The following is a 13109-nucleotide window of genomic DNA, read 5'->3' as shown; positions in this document are numbered from 1 at the left end:
TCAAGCCCTGCGCACACCATGGGCGTTCGGCATTTACGGCCGCAAAGCCCCGATCGGGGTCGTGCAAAAGGAGGTCCAGTCGAGAGGAAAAACACGCCGCCACCAAGCCGTTCGCGCCGCCGGCCGGGCGGCGTGCAGGCCCGGCTAATTTTGCGATCGGAGGCTGAACTTACCGACTGTTGCGCGCGATGGAGAGTCGCTCACAGCGCATCGGGCACATTCGGCGCGCGGCTCACCAGCGCCTGCTGCCGGCAAGGTGCATAGGCATCGAGCGCGCTGCGGTAGGTGGGGCTGCGCACGTCGAGCAGTCCCAGCACCGTGTGGTAGTAGAAATCATGGGTCAGCGGCTGGGCCTTGCCCGCGCGCAGGCAGGCCTCGTTGGTGCGGGTGCGCGCGGCCAGCGTGCCGGGCCAGGTGATCCAGGCCACATGCTTCTGGCTGTCGGGCGCGATCGCATAGGGCAGGCCGTGCAGGTAGATGCCGTTCTCGCCCAGCGACTCGCCATGGTCCGACAGATAGACCAGCGCGACTTCATAGTCGGCGGCCTTGGTCTTGAGCCAGTCTATGGTCTTCGCGACGAACAGATCGGTTTCGGCGATGCTGTTGTCGTAGACGTTGATCAGGTCCTGCTGGCTGCAATCTGATGTGACCTGCGTGGTGCATTCGGGCCGGAAGTGCTTGGCCTGCGCCGTCGAGCGGCGGAAATAGGCCGGGCCATGGCTGCCCATCTGATGCAGGGCCAGCACCGTGCCCACGGCGCGCTTTTGCGCGGGAATCTTGGCCAGGCTCAGGTCCAGCTGGTCGAGCATCAGCTGGTCCAGGCACTCGCCATCGGCTTCGCACCATTTGGCGCGCTGGGTCGCGGTCGCCTGATCGTAGGCCGTGGCATGCGGGATGCGATCGCAGACCCCTTTGCAGCCCGACTGGTTGTCGAGCCAGCTCACGCCCAGGCCCGCGGCCTGCAGCACGTCGAGCAGCGTCTCATGGTTGGCCTTGCGCGCCTCGAAGTCCTTCTTGCCGAGATGCGAGAACATGCAGGGAACGGAGGCTGCGGTATTGGTGCCGCAGGAGCGCACATTGCTCCAGCTGATCGCGTTGCGCGCCTGCAGCTGCGGCGTCGTGTCGCGTGCATAGCCGTTCATGCCGAAATGGTCGCCGCGCGCCGTCTCGCCCACGACCAGGACCAGCAGCGGCGGCTTGTGCGCGGAGCTGCCGGCGGCCATCGACACCGGCAGGCTTCTCGCGGGCCCGCCGCCCGACTGCGCGATGCCGTAGCTCGCGCCCAGGCCCGCGCCGCCCAGAATGGACACGAAAGGCCGCGCTGGGATCAGCAGCGGCTTGAGCGTGACATCGGCCAGCGCGACGATGCCCGATGTGGGGTTGATCAGATAGCGCAGTTCCATGTGGTTGCGCAGCAGGGGAGCGAGCTGGCGGTACATGCCGGCGACCCCGGCCGCGAGCAGGGCGAAGCTGGCCAGGACCAGCAGCAGCGAACGCCAGCCGCGCCACAGCGAATCGCGCCGCCAGGCCACGCCGAACCACAGCCAGAGGCTGGGCAGGCCGCCGAACACCAGGATATGCAGCAGCATGCGCGGACCCAGCAGGGCCAGGGCCTCGCTGGTATTGGTCTGCAGCACATTGCGCACCATGCCGCTGTCCAGCAGGATGCCGTAATGCTGGATGTAGTACTCCATGCCCGCAGCGGTCAGCAGCGTGAGGCTCCAGCCCAGGCGCCGCAGGCCGGGCCAGGACAGCAGCATGAACCACCAGTAGGTCGCGCAGGCGATCAGGCCGACGATGGCCGCGCGCTTCCAGAACCAGGGGTCGACGAAGTCGGGCAGCTGGGCCAGCTTGGACCACAGCGGCGCATTGAGCAGCAGCGTGCACCACAGCGTCAGCAGCGCCGCGCCCCAGCGCGGCGCAAGGCTCATCCTGTATCGGCGCGCGTGGGCTGCGGCCCGGGCAAGAAGGCCGGCGGGCACTTCGGGCAGCGAAGTGGGCGGTTGGAGTATGGCGAGAGTATTCACGGCCATCAATGTAGGCAGCCGCCCTGAACCCGCCCTGAATGCCACGTTCAGACTTGGTTCAGGTAAGCCGCCCATACTTGCAGCGCCCAGGGCGTACCATGGGGCCCGTCACCTTTATTTCCACTGCCCATGCGCATTTTATTGGTCGAGGACGATGCCGCATTGGCCAACGCGGTGTTGGGTTACCTCCACGGCAAGCAATTCCTGGTGGATCTGGCCGCCGACCTCAGCCAGGCACGTTCCATGGTGTCGCTGGCGGCTTATTCGGCCGTATTGCTGGATCTGAACCTGCCCGACGGCGACGGTCTGCAACTGCTGCCCACCATCCAGGCCCAGGACGATCCTGCGTCGGTGATCGTGGTCACGGCGCGCGACCAGGTCAGCGACCGCATACGCGGGCTGGATGCGGGCGCCGATGACTATCTGATCAAGCCTTACGATCCGGAGGAGCTGCTGGCGCGGCTGCGCGCCGTCGAGCGCCGCCGCGGCCACCAGACCAGCTCGGTGGTCACGCGCGGCGATGTGAGCATCGATCTGACGCGCGAAGTCGTCAAGGCCAATGGCTTTCCCGTGGTCATGACGCCCAAGGAATGGGCCTTGCTGCGCGTGCTCGCCAGCCGCGCCCAGCAGGTGCACACGCGCGAACGTCTGCTCGATGCGCTCTACCAATGGGATGACAGCAGCGACAGCAACACGCTCGAAGTGTTCATCAGCCGGCTGCGGCGCAAGCTCGGCAACTCGCTGATCCAGACCGTGCGCGGCATTGGCTACCGCCTCGCACCGCCATGAGCGCCGACGCACCGCTGCAGCCCAGCCTGGTATCGAGCCTCACGCGCGCCCTGCTGGCGGCCGTGGTGCTGGTCTGGGCCGTGGGAACCGGGATGGTCGCCTGGTATGTGAACTACAAGATCCAGCGCAATTTCGATTTCGAGCTGTCGGAAAGCGCGCACCGCCAGCTGTTTGCCTCGCCCATGTACATCCCGGACCCGGGCGAAGCCACGCCGGCCGTGATGCATGAGGCACCGGATACCGTGCACGACGCACCCTTGCTGCTGCAACTGCGCGACCTCCAGGGACGCGTGCTGGTGCGCACCGAGGCGGCGCCGGAAACCGGCTGGACCAGCGAATTGGCCGAAGGCTTCAGCGACACCAGCAACTACCGCATTTTCACAATCTACGACCCCGCCAAGCAGCTGTGGCTGCAGCTGGCCGACACCCAGGAGGAGCGCCGTGAAGCCAGCCGCAACACGCTCACCGGACTGGTGCTGCTGCTGCTGCTGATACTGCCGGTGCTGGCCCTGATCATCCGCTGGGTCGCGCGCCGGAAATTGCGCAGCCTGGGCGACATCCAGGAGCAGATCCAGGCGCGCAACGGCAGCCATCTGGATCCGCTGCGCACCGCCGACTACCCGCTGGAGCTGGCCCAGGTCGGTCTGGGCGTGAACCTGCTGCTGGGCCGTCTGCAGGAAGCGCTCAACGTCGAGCGCTCGCTCGCGGCGAATGCCGCGCATGAACTCAGGACCCCGCTGGCATCGGTGCGGCTGCGGCTGCACACCGCGATCGACCAGGCCGAATCGAACGCCGCATCGAACGTGCCGCTGGAGGAAGCCAAGGCCGCGCTGCAGGCGCTGGAAACGCTGTCTCACCGCACCGAGCGCCTGCTGCAGCTGTCACGCGCCGAAGCCGGCGACAGCGCAAGCTTCGCTCCGGTGGACCTGGTGCAGCTGGCCGGCACGCTGGCCCAGGAGTTCTGGCAGCAGCCGCGCGCGCTCAAGCGTCTGGACTGGATTGCCCCCGAAGGCCATGAACCGGTGTGGATACAGGGCGATATCGACGGCCTGGCAATCGCGCTGCGCAACCTGCTCGACAACGCCCTGACCCATACCAGCGCCGCCGTGGAGCTCAGCGTCGAGCGCTGGCCCGCGCCGGCGCTCGTGGTGCGCGACCATGGTCCCGGCGTGCCGGCGGCTCAACTGCCACTGATCCTGCAGCGCCATGTGCGCGCCGACAGCCGGCGCGTGGGCTACGGGCTGGGAATGTCCATCGTCAGCTCGATTGCGCTCAAGCATGGGGCGCAGCTGGAGCTGCGCTCGCCACCGGCCGACGGCGGCACAGGTCTCGAAGTGCGACTGAACTTCTCCACATCCACGCCGCGCTGAGCGCGTTTCAGCCGCTGAAATCTGGCAGCGCCTGGAGTTTTGCCAGCGCCGCTTTCAGGCCCAGGAAATTGTCCTCGCTGCCATAGGCAATCGCTGTGAGACTGTGGGCCAGCATCAGATTGAGCGGCAGGCCGAAATCCTCGACCGCGCACTGCGCGTCGAACAGTTTGCCATGGGGGCTGGCCTGCACGCGCTGCACGATGGTCGCCGCCGTGGGGCAGTAACCCACGACGGGCTTGCCCCGGGCCAGCGCATAAGAAACCTCCCACACCGTGCCGCTGTCGGGTTCGAAGCCGCGGAAATCACGCAGGTTCGCGACCACGGCATCGGCGCGCTCGATCAGCGCGCGGTTGGCTTCATAGATGGCCAGCGACTGCCCGTCGGGCAGCGCGGTAATTTCCGCATCGAGCGGGAACAGGCCCGAGAATCCAGCCTCGCAGCACACCGCCTGCATGCGCCCGCCATGCGCGCGCGCATCGGGATAGAAGACTTCGGGGCCGGCCAGATAGACGCTCTTCAACATTTGGTGCACCTCCCAGATGGGCACAGGCACAACGCGCGCCTGCCAAACCATGCTAACCGCCAGGGTGGCTGGCTTGTTGCCGGAAATGACCGCAACGCTGAACCGCAAGCACGAACATGGTTATGAAAGAGCGGGCGGGCGGCAATACCCGCAGAGAAAAAGCATTCTGTTCATCAACCGATATTCAATTATCGCCCGGCCTTTTCTGCAGGGATTTTTTCGCTGTGAATCTTCACCAAACGGCAATAGTCGACATTATCCGGAACGAAATTTGCACCGCCGATGCATCCATGTGACACTGTGTTGCATATGAATACCTTCATTCTTCAAGCTGCAGCCTGCACTGCCTCGTTGCTGCTGTTGCCGGCAGCACAGGCCCAGGCCGTACCCTATGTTTTGCTCGACCAAACTGTATTGGTGCATATACCTTCCAAGGATGTGCCCGATTTCAAATCGTTCATCGGCAAGACACTCAATGAAGGCGCTGCGGATACCGTGGCCGAATGGAGCAGCAGTGCGCGCGCGGGCAAGCCGCCGGTCAAGGTGGTGCTCACGCCCGGCCCGCGGGTACAGACCAGATCTGCGGGCGAATGCCGTCTGCTGCAGGGCCAGGTAAGCCAGGGCAGCCGCGCCAACAGCTGGAAGGTATCGTTCTGCCAATTGGCCGATGGCAAATGGAAAATCAGCGGCCTGAAATAAACGCCTGACGCGGCACACCGGCCGCGCCCCCTTCATTGCGCAGGATACGCATTGCGAGTTGCAATGCGCGGCCTGCAAGAAAGGTGCCTGTGGATTCACCATCCGATTCCCCTAGCGCATTTCCCTGGCGCCTGGGTCCGATACGCGCCAGAGGCTGCGCCTGCAGCAGCGCCATGTGCCAGCGCCTGCATCTGCGCGTCACACAGGATCTTTCGCGCCGCCATTTTCTCGGCGGCGCAGCCGCCATGCTGGCCCCGTTTGCCTTGCCCCAGGCCGTGGCGCAAACGCCGGTGCAGCAAACGCGCCGCCCGCTGCTGCTGCGCAACATGCGGCTGTTCGACGGTTCGGGCCAGGCGCCGCGCGCCGGCGTCCAGGTGCTGATACAAGGCCAGCGCATTGCCGAGCTGCTGCCCACGGCGGCAGTGGTGGAGAACGCGCAGGTGATCGACTGCCAGGGCAAGCTGGTTCTGCCGGGGCTGATAGACACGCACTGGCACACCATGCTCGCGGGCATCTCCCAGCTTTCGGCGGTTTCCGCCGACCTGGGCTATCTCTACCTGGTCGCGGCGCAGGAGGCGCAGCGCACGCTGCTGCGCGGCTTCACCTCGGTGCGCGATGCCGGCGGGCCGGCGTTCGCACTCAAGCGTGCCATCGACGAAGGCCTGGTGCCAGGGCCGCGCATCTTCGCCAGCGGCGCGATGATTTCCCAGACGTCGGGACATGGCGACTTCCGCCTGCGCAGCGATCTGCCGCGCGCCGCCAACGGTCCGCTGAGCCTGGTCGAGCAGATGGGCGTGGCGATGATCGCCGATGGCGAGGCCGAGGTGCTGCGCCGCGTGCGCGAGCAGTTGATGCTGGGCGCGTCGCAGATCAAGATGCTCGCCGGCGGTGGCGTGGCGTCGCTGTATGACCCGCTGGACAGCACGCAGTTCTCCGAGCGCGAGCTGCGCGCGGGAGTGGAGGCGGCGAGCGACTGGAACACCTATGTGATGACGCATGTCTACACGCCCAAGGGAATACAGCGCGCGATCCGTGCCGGCGTCAAATGCATAGAGCATGGACAGCTCGCCGACGAGGCCAGCGTGCGCATGATGCAAGGCGAAGGCGTCTGGTGGAGCCTGCAGCCGTTCCTGCAGGATGCCGACGCGAATGTCTACGCCGACCCGGGGCAGCGCGCAAGCCAGCGGCAGGTCGCCGAAGGCACGGAAAAAGCCTATGCCCTGGCGCAGAAACACGGCATCAGGACCGGTTGGGGCACGGACATCCTGTTCAACCCGAAGAACACCGCGACGCAAGGCCGGCAGCTCGCCAAGCTCACACGCTTCTACGATCCACTGACGCTGTTGGGCCAGGCCACGGGCACCAACGGCCAGCTGCTCGCGCTGTCGGGCGCGCGCAGTCCCTATCCCGGCGTGCTGGGCCGCATTGCCGCAGGCGCCTGGGCCGACCTGCTGGTCGCCGATGGCGACCCCGGCGTCAACCTCGATTTTCTGGCCGATCCCGAGCGCAACCTGCGTCTCATCATGAAGGACGGCAAGGTCCACAAGAACACGCTGTAGACGTCGCCGCCGCCGGGCCCGCGGGTCGCAATGCGCTCAGGGTCGCGGGCTCAGCACGATCGCCTGCAGCGCGGTGGACATCCGGGACAGCCGCGCGCCAATGGCCGAAGCGGAGCAAGTGGAACGCGCCCGCTCTTCGCCCGCTCCCACGGCAATCTGCCGGTTGGCCAGCGCGCCGCAGCCCACCACGGCCCGGCCCACGTCCAGCGACGAAGCCGCTCGCCCAGCAGCGGCATCCACAGGTGCCTCGGCGTGCGCTGGCAACGCAGGATTCGCAACGCGCATCGAGAGGGGATCCATGGTCATGATTCCAGTTGGTTGAACTCAAACGCGCACGAGGCTCGCTTCGTGGAAGAATTCCGGCATCACGGGGACGGCCTGGTCCTGGGTAATGAAGTCCTGCCACGCAAGTCCGATATCGGCAGTTTTGGCGAGCAGGACGGCGAGCCGGTCGGCGTTGAGCCTGCTGAGCAGGCGGCGCACGCTCAGGCTCACCATATCGTTTTCCAGCATGCCCAAGGTCGCCCCCCCGGTGCCGGTCCACAGGTGGTTGGCCTGCAGCATGGTGCGGATGGCCAGGGCCCAGCGCGGCTTGCTCGGAATGCCCAGCTGGCAGCAAAGGCGCAGTTCGGCCTGCTCGCCTTCGCCTTCGAGCCTGAGGGAAATCGGCAGCTCATCAATGACTATCTCTTGCGAGGAAATCAGCGATGACGCCTCAAGACCTACTTCTTCTGCCAGCGCAGACAGAAGATCTTCATAGGGCGCAAACATGGGTGATCCCTTGAACAGTCAGTACGTCTTGTGAGTAACGCCCCGAACCGCAAGGTTCCATCATCGACGCAAATTATTTTGCGGCCTGGCGCGCGCGCTGCGGCGCGGGCCGGACCCAGGCCTCCAGGGCCTGGCGTTCTTATTCCTGGCCTTCGAGCAAGGCCACCAGGGTCACGCTCTTGAGGCTGGCTTCGAACTCCTGGCCATCGTCGTTGTACTTCAGCCAGGCCAGGCCTTGCCGGGCCGGGCGGCGCTCGAGCATCAGGCGCGCGGCGCGCTCGTTGTGCAGCACATGGACCACCGCATTGCGCAGCGGATCGGCGGGCGCAGCCTTGCCGGGCTTGGCCGGCGGCGCGGCCACGGCTTTCGCGGCCGCTGCCGCCGGGCTGGCCGGTGCGGCGCTCGCGGCCGGCTGGGGCTGGCTCTTGACGTCGAGGAATTCGCGCAGCAGCTTGACCGAGCCGCGCGTGATTTCCTGGTTGGCATCGCCCAGCCAGGCCGTCACGTCCTGCGGCGTCTTCTTGTAGGCGGTCATCAGTTCGTTGACCACGGTCACGTCGCGCACGCGGCCGGTGTTGAACACCTGGGCCAGCGGCTCGGGCAGGTCGAGCAGCGTCACATGCTGCGAGATGAAGGCCGGCGACTTGCTGATGGCCTTGGCGATGTCGCCTTTCTTCATGCCCTTGGCGAGCTCGCGGCCGATGAAGTCGGCGATTTCGCGCGCCGTCAATTCATTGCGCTGCAGGTTCTCCACGACCTGGTCGGCTTCGTTGTAGTCGTTGTCGATGAAGCCGGGAATCGTCGCCAGGCCCGCGCGCTGCGCGCCGCGAAAGCGCCGTGCGCCATGGTTGATGATGTAGCGGCCGACGGCATCGGGATGCTCGCGCACCGAGATCGGCGTCTTGACGCCGCGCAGCGAAATCGAGGCCGCGAGTTCCTCGAGGCTGTGCTCGGAAAAGCCCGGATTGTCCTGGGTGCGCGGCTGGTGCGGATCTTCATCGATCAGCGTCATCTCCAGGGCCAGCGGGCCGCCGCCCTGAACCACGGCTTCGGGGCCGGCGAGCAGCGCCGACAGGTCGCCCATTTCCTCCAGCCCCAGGCCGCCCATCACCGGGCCCGCGGGTTTCTTGTCGGCAGGAACGTAGGAAAACTTTTGCTTTTTCGCTGCAACTGTCATTGCGCAATCTCCATTTTGTCAAAGACATAGGCGGCAAGGCCACGCACTTCCTGCGTGGCCTTGCGGGCCGCGGTCTTGCGAATCTTCCAGACCGGAACACCAGAGGCCAGCGCATCGGCGATGCTGCTGCGCAGGCCGATGCTGACCGGAACAATCAATTGGGGGTAGGCCGCCTTGAGCTCGGCCAGGTGGCGCACATGGCGCGGATTGCGCGCATCGACCTTGGACGGCACCATTCCCAGGAATTGCAGGCTGCGATTTTCCTTGCGCACGTTCATGATGGTCGTGAGCATCATCTTGATGCCCTGGATGCTGTAGGCCTCGAGTTCAATGGGCGACAGCACGCAGTCGGCCGCATACAGCGCCGCGACCAGGGCCACGCCCAGGCCCGGCGCGGTGTCGATCAGGCAGATATCGAAGCCCTGTTCGGCCAGCGCCTCGATGTTGGCCAACATGTTCTTCTTGGCCTTGGGCAGGGGCAGGAACACGGCGTTGGCGAGTTCGGGATCGGCCTCGATCAGCGCCAGGCGCGGGCCATCGTCCTGGGCCTGCGCGGCCTGCTGCCAGCGGTCGGCCGGCACCGGGCCGAACAGCTGGCTGGCCCGGGCCTCGATCTTGTACTGGCCCAGGGTGTAGGACGCGTTGGCCTGGGTGTCGAGATCGATCACGGCCACGCTCAGGCCGCGCTCCAGAAAATCGAACGCCAAGTGCACCACACTGGACGTTTTGCCGACACCGCCTTTTTGCTGTGCTACGACCAAGGTCTTCATATTTTTGATCCGTTGTTCCTGGCCTGTGCGTCCTCGGCCCATTTCTTGACGATGTATGCCTGATGCTGCGGCAGTACCGCAGACACGCGTTCATACCCTGGCGGGATATCGCTGCGCGTGAACACGCGCCAGACCCGGTGCACGGCCTGGGACACCGCACCCTTGCTCAGGCCCAGGGCCTGGACGAAGGAGGCCTGCGTCTGTCCACGCACCAGAACGCCATGGGCGATCTGCAGGGTCTGCGCGCCCACGTCCAGGCCGTGAATGCACGCCTGAAATTGCGCCTCGCTGAGCCGTTTTTTCATGGAGTTCAAGACGGCATCGAGGGCCGGCGGAATGCCGGCCCAGGACGCAGGTTTAGCTAAACTGGTGCCCCAGATTTTAGCTGCTAAAGCAGCTGACAACGGCTTTGCTCGCAGGTGTTTTTCCGCGATTCAGGACACCTTCACCGAGCGGCCGATGAAGTGGATGGGTCCGGTCGGACGGCCCGTGGGCGATCCGGTGGGCGGCTCCAGCGTCAGCTCGAAAAGCTGGTTGGGCTGAACGCCAGGAATACGGTCCAGCGGCACCTGCACGCGCTCTCCGGGCTTGACCAGGCCCAGCGAGATCGGCGCATTCCAATCATCGGCCTTGGTCCACAGTTCGAGCGCCTTGTCGGCGGGGATCTCCATGGCGCCCAGGGGAATCAGCTCGATCTTGCGGTCGCTGCTGGTCTGCATCACCCATCCCGGTGAACGGTCCTGGGGCGCGACCAGCACCACCATATAGCGCGTGCCCGGCAGGGGCGCAGCCACCTTGAGCACCAGCACCGCGGCCAGCAGCGTGGCCAGCGCAAAGCCTCCGGCCGTGAGGCCGCGCCACAAGGCCAGCGACTGGAAATCGCGCCACCAGGGCACGGACCTGGGCGCGGCGCGCGCGGGCGCAGGCGACACCTTGGCGGCTGCATCCGCATGGTCCAGGCTGCGCTCTATGCGCTGCCAGAGACGCTCAGACGGCGCAACCGGTTCGACCAGAGACACCAAAGGCAGCAGGCGCTGCTGCCAGGCGTCGACCGCGGCGCGCAATGCGGGATTGCTGCCGAGCAGCGCATCGACGGCCTGGCGCTCCTCGCGCGACAGCGTGCCCAGCACATACTCGCCGGCCAGCGCCTGCTGGGCGTTGTCGGCATCATCGGGAAAATTCGGCGAAGTCGTCTGATTCATGACATGCAGGCCCTGAGGGCCACGAGACTGCGTTGTATCCAGGCCTTCACGGTGCCCAGCGGGGCTTCGACACGCGCGGCGATTTCCTTTTGCGACAGCCCTTCGACATAGGCATACATGATGCAGTCGCGTCGCACCGGCTCGAGCTCGGCCAGGCAGTGGCTGACGCGGCCCGCGCTGTCGGCCCACTGGTCCGAGCGGCTCACCGCTTCCCAGGCAGCGAGCGAAGCCTGGTCGTCGATCGCCTGCAAGGCTTCGTGCGGCACATCGGCTTCGCGCAAATCATCGCGTCTGGCATTCAGCGCCAGGTTGCGCGCGACGCTGTAGATCCAGCCGCGTGCCGAGCCGCGCGCGGGATCGAAGCTTGCGGCTCGGGTCCAGATGTTGACGCAGGCATCGTGCAGCACGTCTTCGGCCAGCGCGGCGTCGCGCACGATGCGCCGCACCACGCCGAACAGGCGGCCGGCTTCCTGTTCATAAAGCCTCTGCATTGCGGCGCGCTCGCCCGCGGCGCAGGCGAGCAAGGTGGCCTCGTAGTCGAAATCGTCGAAGTGAACAGACAAGGTCTTGGCTCCAGACAAGTGAGAATTTCACGCCCGTTGATCGCGGCCCCTGCAGCGGCGCGTGCGCCGCTGCAGGCGATGCGACGTTGAACATGCTGCACGCTGGATGATGCCACGGACCAGGGTCTGCGCCCTTCGATCTCAACCGAAACGATATGCCGACACCTGGGTGCGCATGACCTGCTGCGAGTACACCTTGCGGCCCGGGTCCTGACCGGCCGCGCCCGCGGTCACCATCAGCGGAATGAGGTGTTCCTCATGGCATGCGGGATGGCAGTCGTGCGCGAATGGTGCGCGCGCCCAATTGCACAACGCGGCGCGGCGTTCCCCAGGTTGCGACTCCACGGCCGCGGTGAGCCAGTCGTCGAACGCCTGCGACGGGGCGGTGTAGCGCGCATCGCCGTAGCCGCGCATGTTGTGAAAGCTCATGCCGCTGCCTATGATCAGCACGCCTTCGGCGCGCAGCCCGGCCAGCGCCTGGCCCAGCGCGAGATGCGCCGCGGGATCTAAGTCGTCGCGCAGCGACAGCTGCACCACCGGAATATCCGCTGCGGGAAACATCACTTTGAGCGGAATGAACATGCCGTGGTCGAAACCGCGCGCCCCATCCAGACCGCTGTCCAGACCGGTGGCCGCAATCAGCCCCGCCACGCGCTCGGCGAGCGCGGTGTCGCCGGGCGCGGGATAGGTCAGCTGATAGGTGTGTTCGGGAAAACCGTAGTAGTCGTAGATCAGGCCTGGCCGGGCGCCCGACGTGACGCGAAAACCCGGGGTGAGCCAGTGGGCCGAGACCAGCACGATCGCCTTGGGCCGCGCGGGCAGCGTGGCCGCCACGCCGCGCAGAAACTCGGCCATGCCGCTCCAGGTGTCGGCTGGCGACCAGTCCATGAAGAAGCAGGGGCCGCCGCCATGGGGAATGAACAGCACGGGCTGGAGCGCGGCGGTGGACGGCGAGACGGGGAGTTGGTGCATGGGGTCGGGGTGTTTTTGTGGCCTGGAATTCGATGATAATTTGATTCAATAAAACATAGAATCCTTTGATTCAAGCCAAGAGCTCCTACTACGGGTATCAAATAAATGCTCGATCGTTTTACCGGCATGCAGGTTTTCATCCTGGCAGCTAGCCATGCAAGCCTGTCGGCCGCGGCGCGCGCGCTGGACATGTCGCCCGCCATGGCGACCAAACATGTGGATGCCCTCGAAGCACGGCTGGGAGTCAAGCTGCTGCACCGCACCACGCGGCGTCTGACGTTGACCGAAGCCGGCACCGACTACCTGGCCGCGAGCCGGCGCATCCTGCAGGAAATGGAAGAAGCCGAATCGGAAGTCGCGGCCCGGCGCGTAGACGCGGTGGGCCGCTTGCGCATCAATCTGCCGCTGTCGTTCGGCACGCGGTTCATCGCGCCGCTGCTGCCCGAGTTCAGCCGCCGCTATCCGCAGGTCGAGGTGGAACTGGGCCTGAGCGATGCCCAGCAGGACCTGATACAGGGAGGCTGGGACATGGCGATACGCATTGGCCATCTCGCGGACAGCGCGCTCAAGGCGCGTCGCCTGGCCGATTGCCCTTTGCGGATCTGCGCGGCACCGGGCTATCTGGAGCGCCACGGCACACCGCGGCGTGTCACCGAACTGTCGGCACACAATTGCCTCAGCTATACG

The 13109-nt window shown here is 65.9% G+C and carries 16 protein-coding genes; 5 read left to right on the top strand and 11 right to left on the bottom strand.

The window, feature by feature from the left end:
- Positions 1 to 200: 200 nt before the first annotated feature.
- Positions 201 to 2027, bottom strand: a complete 1827-nt coding sequence (locus RR928_RS09515; RefSeq protein WP_332535487.1) for a phosphoethanolamine transferase — start codon at positions 2025 to 2027, stop codon at positions 201 to 203.
- Positions 2028 to 2156: 129 nt separating this feature from the next.
- Between RR928_RS09515 and RR928_RS09510 the strand changes: the two genes are divergently transcribed.
- The gene (locus RR928_RS09510; protein ID WP_332535486.1) at positions 2157 to 2816 is read left to right on the top strand and encodes a response regulator transcription factor; all 660 of its coding nucleotides are present in this window, start codon (positions 2157 to 2159) and stop codon (positions 2814 to 2816) included.
- Positions 2813 to 4186: a sensor histidine kinase gene (locus RR928_RS09505; RefSeq protein WP_332682302.1), complete on the top strand. Its 1374-nt coding sequence runs from the start codon at positions 2813 to 2815 to the stop codon at positions 4184 to 4186. The genes RR928_RS09510 and RR928_RS09505 overlap by 4 nt, the downstream gene beginning before the upstream one ends.
- A 7-nt stretch (positions 4187 to 4193) precedes the next feature.
- Here the strand turns inward: RR928_RS09505 and RR928_RS09500 are convergent, their stop codons facing one another.
- Positions 4194 to 4709: a nucleoside 2-deoxyribosyltransferase gene (locus RR928_RS09500; protein WP_332535483.1), complete on the bottom strand. Its 516-nt coding sequence runs from the start codon at positions 4707 to 4709 to the stop codon at positions 4194 to 4196.
- A gap of 417 nt (positions 4710 to 5126) precedes the next feature.
- Between RR928_RS09500 and RR928_RS09495 the strand changes: the two genes are divergently transcribed.
- Complete coding sequence (locus RR928_RS09495) at positions 5127 to 5408, top strand: hypothetical protein (protein ID WP_332535481.1); 282 nt, start codon at positions 5127 to 5129, stop codon at positions 5406 to 5408.
- Here the strand turns inward: RR928_RS09495 and RR928_RS09490 are convergent.
- A complete protein-coding gene (locus tag RR928_RS09490; protein WP_332535480.1) occupies positions 5392 to 5583 on the bottom strand; it encodes a hypothetical protein in 192 nt (63 codons plus the stop codon). The genes RR928_RS09495 and RR928_RS09490 overlap by 17 nt on opposite strands.
- Between RR928_RS09490 and RR928_RS09485 the strand changes: the two genes are divergently transcribed.
- Positions 5582 to 6967, top strand: coding sequence for a metal-dependent hydrolase family protein (locus tag RR928_RS09485; RefSeq protein ID WP_332535479.1), 1386 nt, complete (start codon positions 5582 to 5584; stop codon positions 6965 to 6967). The genes RR928_RS09490 and RR928_RS09485 overlap by 2 nt on opposite strands.
- A gap of 36 nt (positions 6968 to 7003) precedes the next feature.
- On the opposite strand, the gene RR928_RS09480 is transcribed toward RR928_RS09485, so the two are convergent.
- The 8 genes from RR928_RS09480 to RR928_RS09445 form a co-directional block, all read right to left on the bottom strand.
- Positions 7004 to 7267, bottom strand: a complete 264-nt coding sequence (locus RR928_RS09480; protein ID WP_332535477.1) for a hypothetical protein — start codon at positions 7265 to 7267, stop codon at positions 7004 to 7006.
- 24 nt (positions 7268 to 7291) lie between these two features.
- Complete coding sequence (locus RR928_RS09475) at positions 7292 to 7738, bottom strand: hypothetical protein (protein ID WP_332535475.1); 447 nt, start codon at positions 7736 to 7738, stop codon at positions 7292 to 7294.
- 139 nt (positions 7739 to 7877) lie between these two features.
- Positions 7878 to 8915: a ParB/RepB/Spo0J family partition protein gene (locus RR928_RS09470; RefSeq protein WP_442881447.1), complete on the bottom strand. Its 1038-nt coding sequence runs from the start codon at positions 8913 to 8915 to the stop codon at positions 7878 to 7880.
- Entirely contained in the window at positions 8912 to 9685 is a 774-nt protein-coding gene (locus tag RR928_RS09465; protein WP_332535473.1) for a ParA family protein, read from the bottom strand. The genes RR928_RS09470 and RR928_RS09465 overlap by 4 nt, the downstream gene beginning before the upstream one ends.
- On the bottom strand, positions 9682 to 9990 hold the full coding sequence (locus tag RR928_RS09460) for a TrfB-related DNA-binding protein (protein ID WP_332535471.1): 309 nt from the start codon (positions 9988 to 9990) through the stop codon (positions 9682 to 9684). The genes RR928_RS09465 and RR928_RS09460 overlap by 4 nt, the downstream gene beginning before the upstream one ends.
- Positions 9991 to 10119: 129 nt before the next feature.
- Positions 10120 to 10887 carry an anti-sigma factor gene (locus RR928_RS09455; RefSeq protein ID WP_332535469.1) on the bottom strand — a complete coding sequence of 256 codons (768 nt, stop codon included), beginning with the start codon at positions 10885 to 10887 and terminating at the stop codon, positions 10120 to 10122.
- The gene (locus RR928_RS09450; protein ID WP_332535467.1) at positions 10884 to 11450 is read right to left on the bottom strand and encodes a sigma-70 family RNA polymerase sigma factor; all 567 of its coding nucleotides are present in this window, start codon (positions 11448 to 11450) and stop codon (positions 10884 to 10886) included. Before RR928_RS09450 ends, RR928_RS09455 begins: the two co-directional genes overlap by 4 nt.
- Before the next feature lie 141 nt (positions 11451 to 11591).
- A complete protein-coding gene (locus RR928_RS09445; RefSeq protein ID WP_332682299.1) occupies positions 11592 to 12422 on the bottom strand; it encodes a DODA-type extradiol aromatic ring-opening family dioxygenase in 831 nt (276 codons plus the stop codon).
- Positions 12423 to 12527: 105 nt separating this feature from the next.
- Here RR928_RS09445 and RR928_RS09440 point away from each other — a divergent pair.
- Positions 12528 to 13109 (top strand): LysR family transcriptional regulator (locus RR928_RS09440; protein WP_332548126.1); only part of this gene is annotated, 582 nt, incomplete at its 3' end.

Origin of the sequence: Comamonas sp. (genome assembly GCF_036666375.1) — a bacterium.
Lineage (GTDB): Bacteria > Pseudomonadota > Gammaproteobacteria > Burkholderiales > Burkholderiaceae_C > Comamonas.
Note: the sequence above shows the minus strand (reverse complement) of the source record. Positions and strands in the feature narration are given on the sequence as shown.

What these genes read in the sequence shown, in the direction of transcription:
- RR928_RS09480 (WP_332535477.1), bottom strand. Translation starts at nt 7,267, where the DNA reads ATGGATCCCCTCTCGATGCGCGTTGCGAATCCTGCGTTGCCAGCGCAC.
- RR928_RS09455 (WP_332535469.1), bottom strand. Translation starts at nt 10,887, where the DNA reads ATGAATCAGACGACTTCGCCGAATTTTCCCGATGATGCCGACAACGCC.
- RR928_RS09475 (WP_332535475.1), bottom strand. Translation starts at nt 7,738, where the DNA reads ATGTTTGCGCCCTATGAAGATCTTCTGTCTGCGCTGGCAGAAGAAGTA.
- RR928_RS09465 (WP_332535473.1), bottom strand. Translation starts at nt 9,685, where the DNA reads ATGAAGACCTTGGTCGTAGCACAGCAAAAAGGCGGTGTCGGCAAAACG.
- RR928_RS09500 (WP_332535483.1), bottom strand. Translation starts at nt 4,709, where the DNA reads ATGTTGAAGAGCGTCTATCTGGCCGGCCCCGAAGTCTTCTATCCCGAT.
- RR928_RS09445 (WP_332682299.1), bottom strand. Translation starts at nt 12,422, where the DNA reads ATGCACCAACTCCCCGTCTCGCCGTCCACCGCCGCGCTCCAGCCCGTG.
- RR928_RS09470 (WP_442881447.1), bottom strand. Translation starts at nt 8,915, where the DNA reads ATGACAGTTGCAGCGAAAAAGCAAAAGTTTTCCTACGTTCCTGCCGAC.
- RR928_RS09505 (WP_332682302.1), top strand. Translation starts at nt 2,813, where the DNA reads ATGAGCGCCGACGCACCGCTGCAGCCCAGCCTGGTATCGAGCCTCACG.
- RR928_RS09490 (WP_332535480.1), bottom strand. Translation starts at nt 5,583, where the DNA reads ATGGCGCTGCTGCAGGCGCAGCCTCTGGCGCGTATCGGACCCAGGCGC.
- RR928_RS09510 (WP_332535486.1), top strand. Translation starts at nt 2,157, where the DNA reads ATGCGCATTTTATTGGTCGAGGACGATGCCGCATTGGCCAACGCGGTG.
- RR928_RS09460 (WP_332535471.1), bottom strand. Translation starts at nt 9,990, where the DNA reads ATGAAAAAACGGCTCAGCGAGGCGCAATTTCAGGCGTGCATTCACGGC.
- RR928_RS09485 (WP_332535479.1), top strand. Translation starts at nt 5,582, where the DNA reads ATGTGCCAGCGCCTGCATCTGCGCGTCACACAGGATCTTTCGCGCCGC.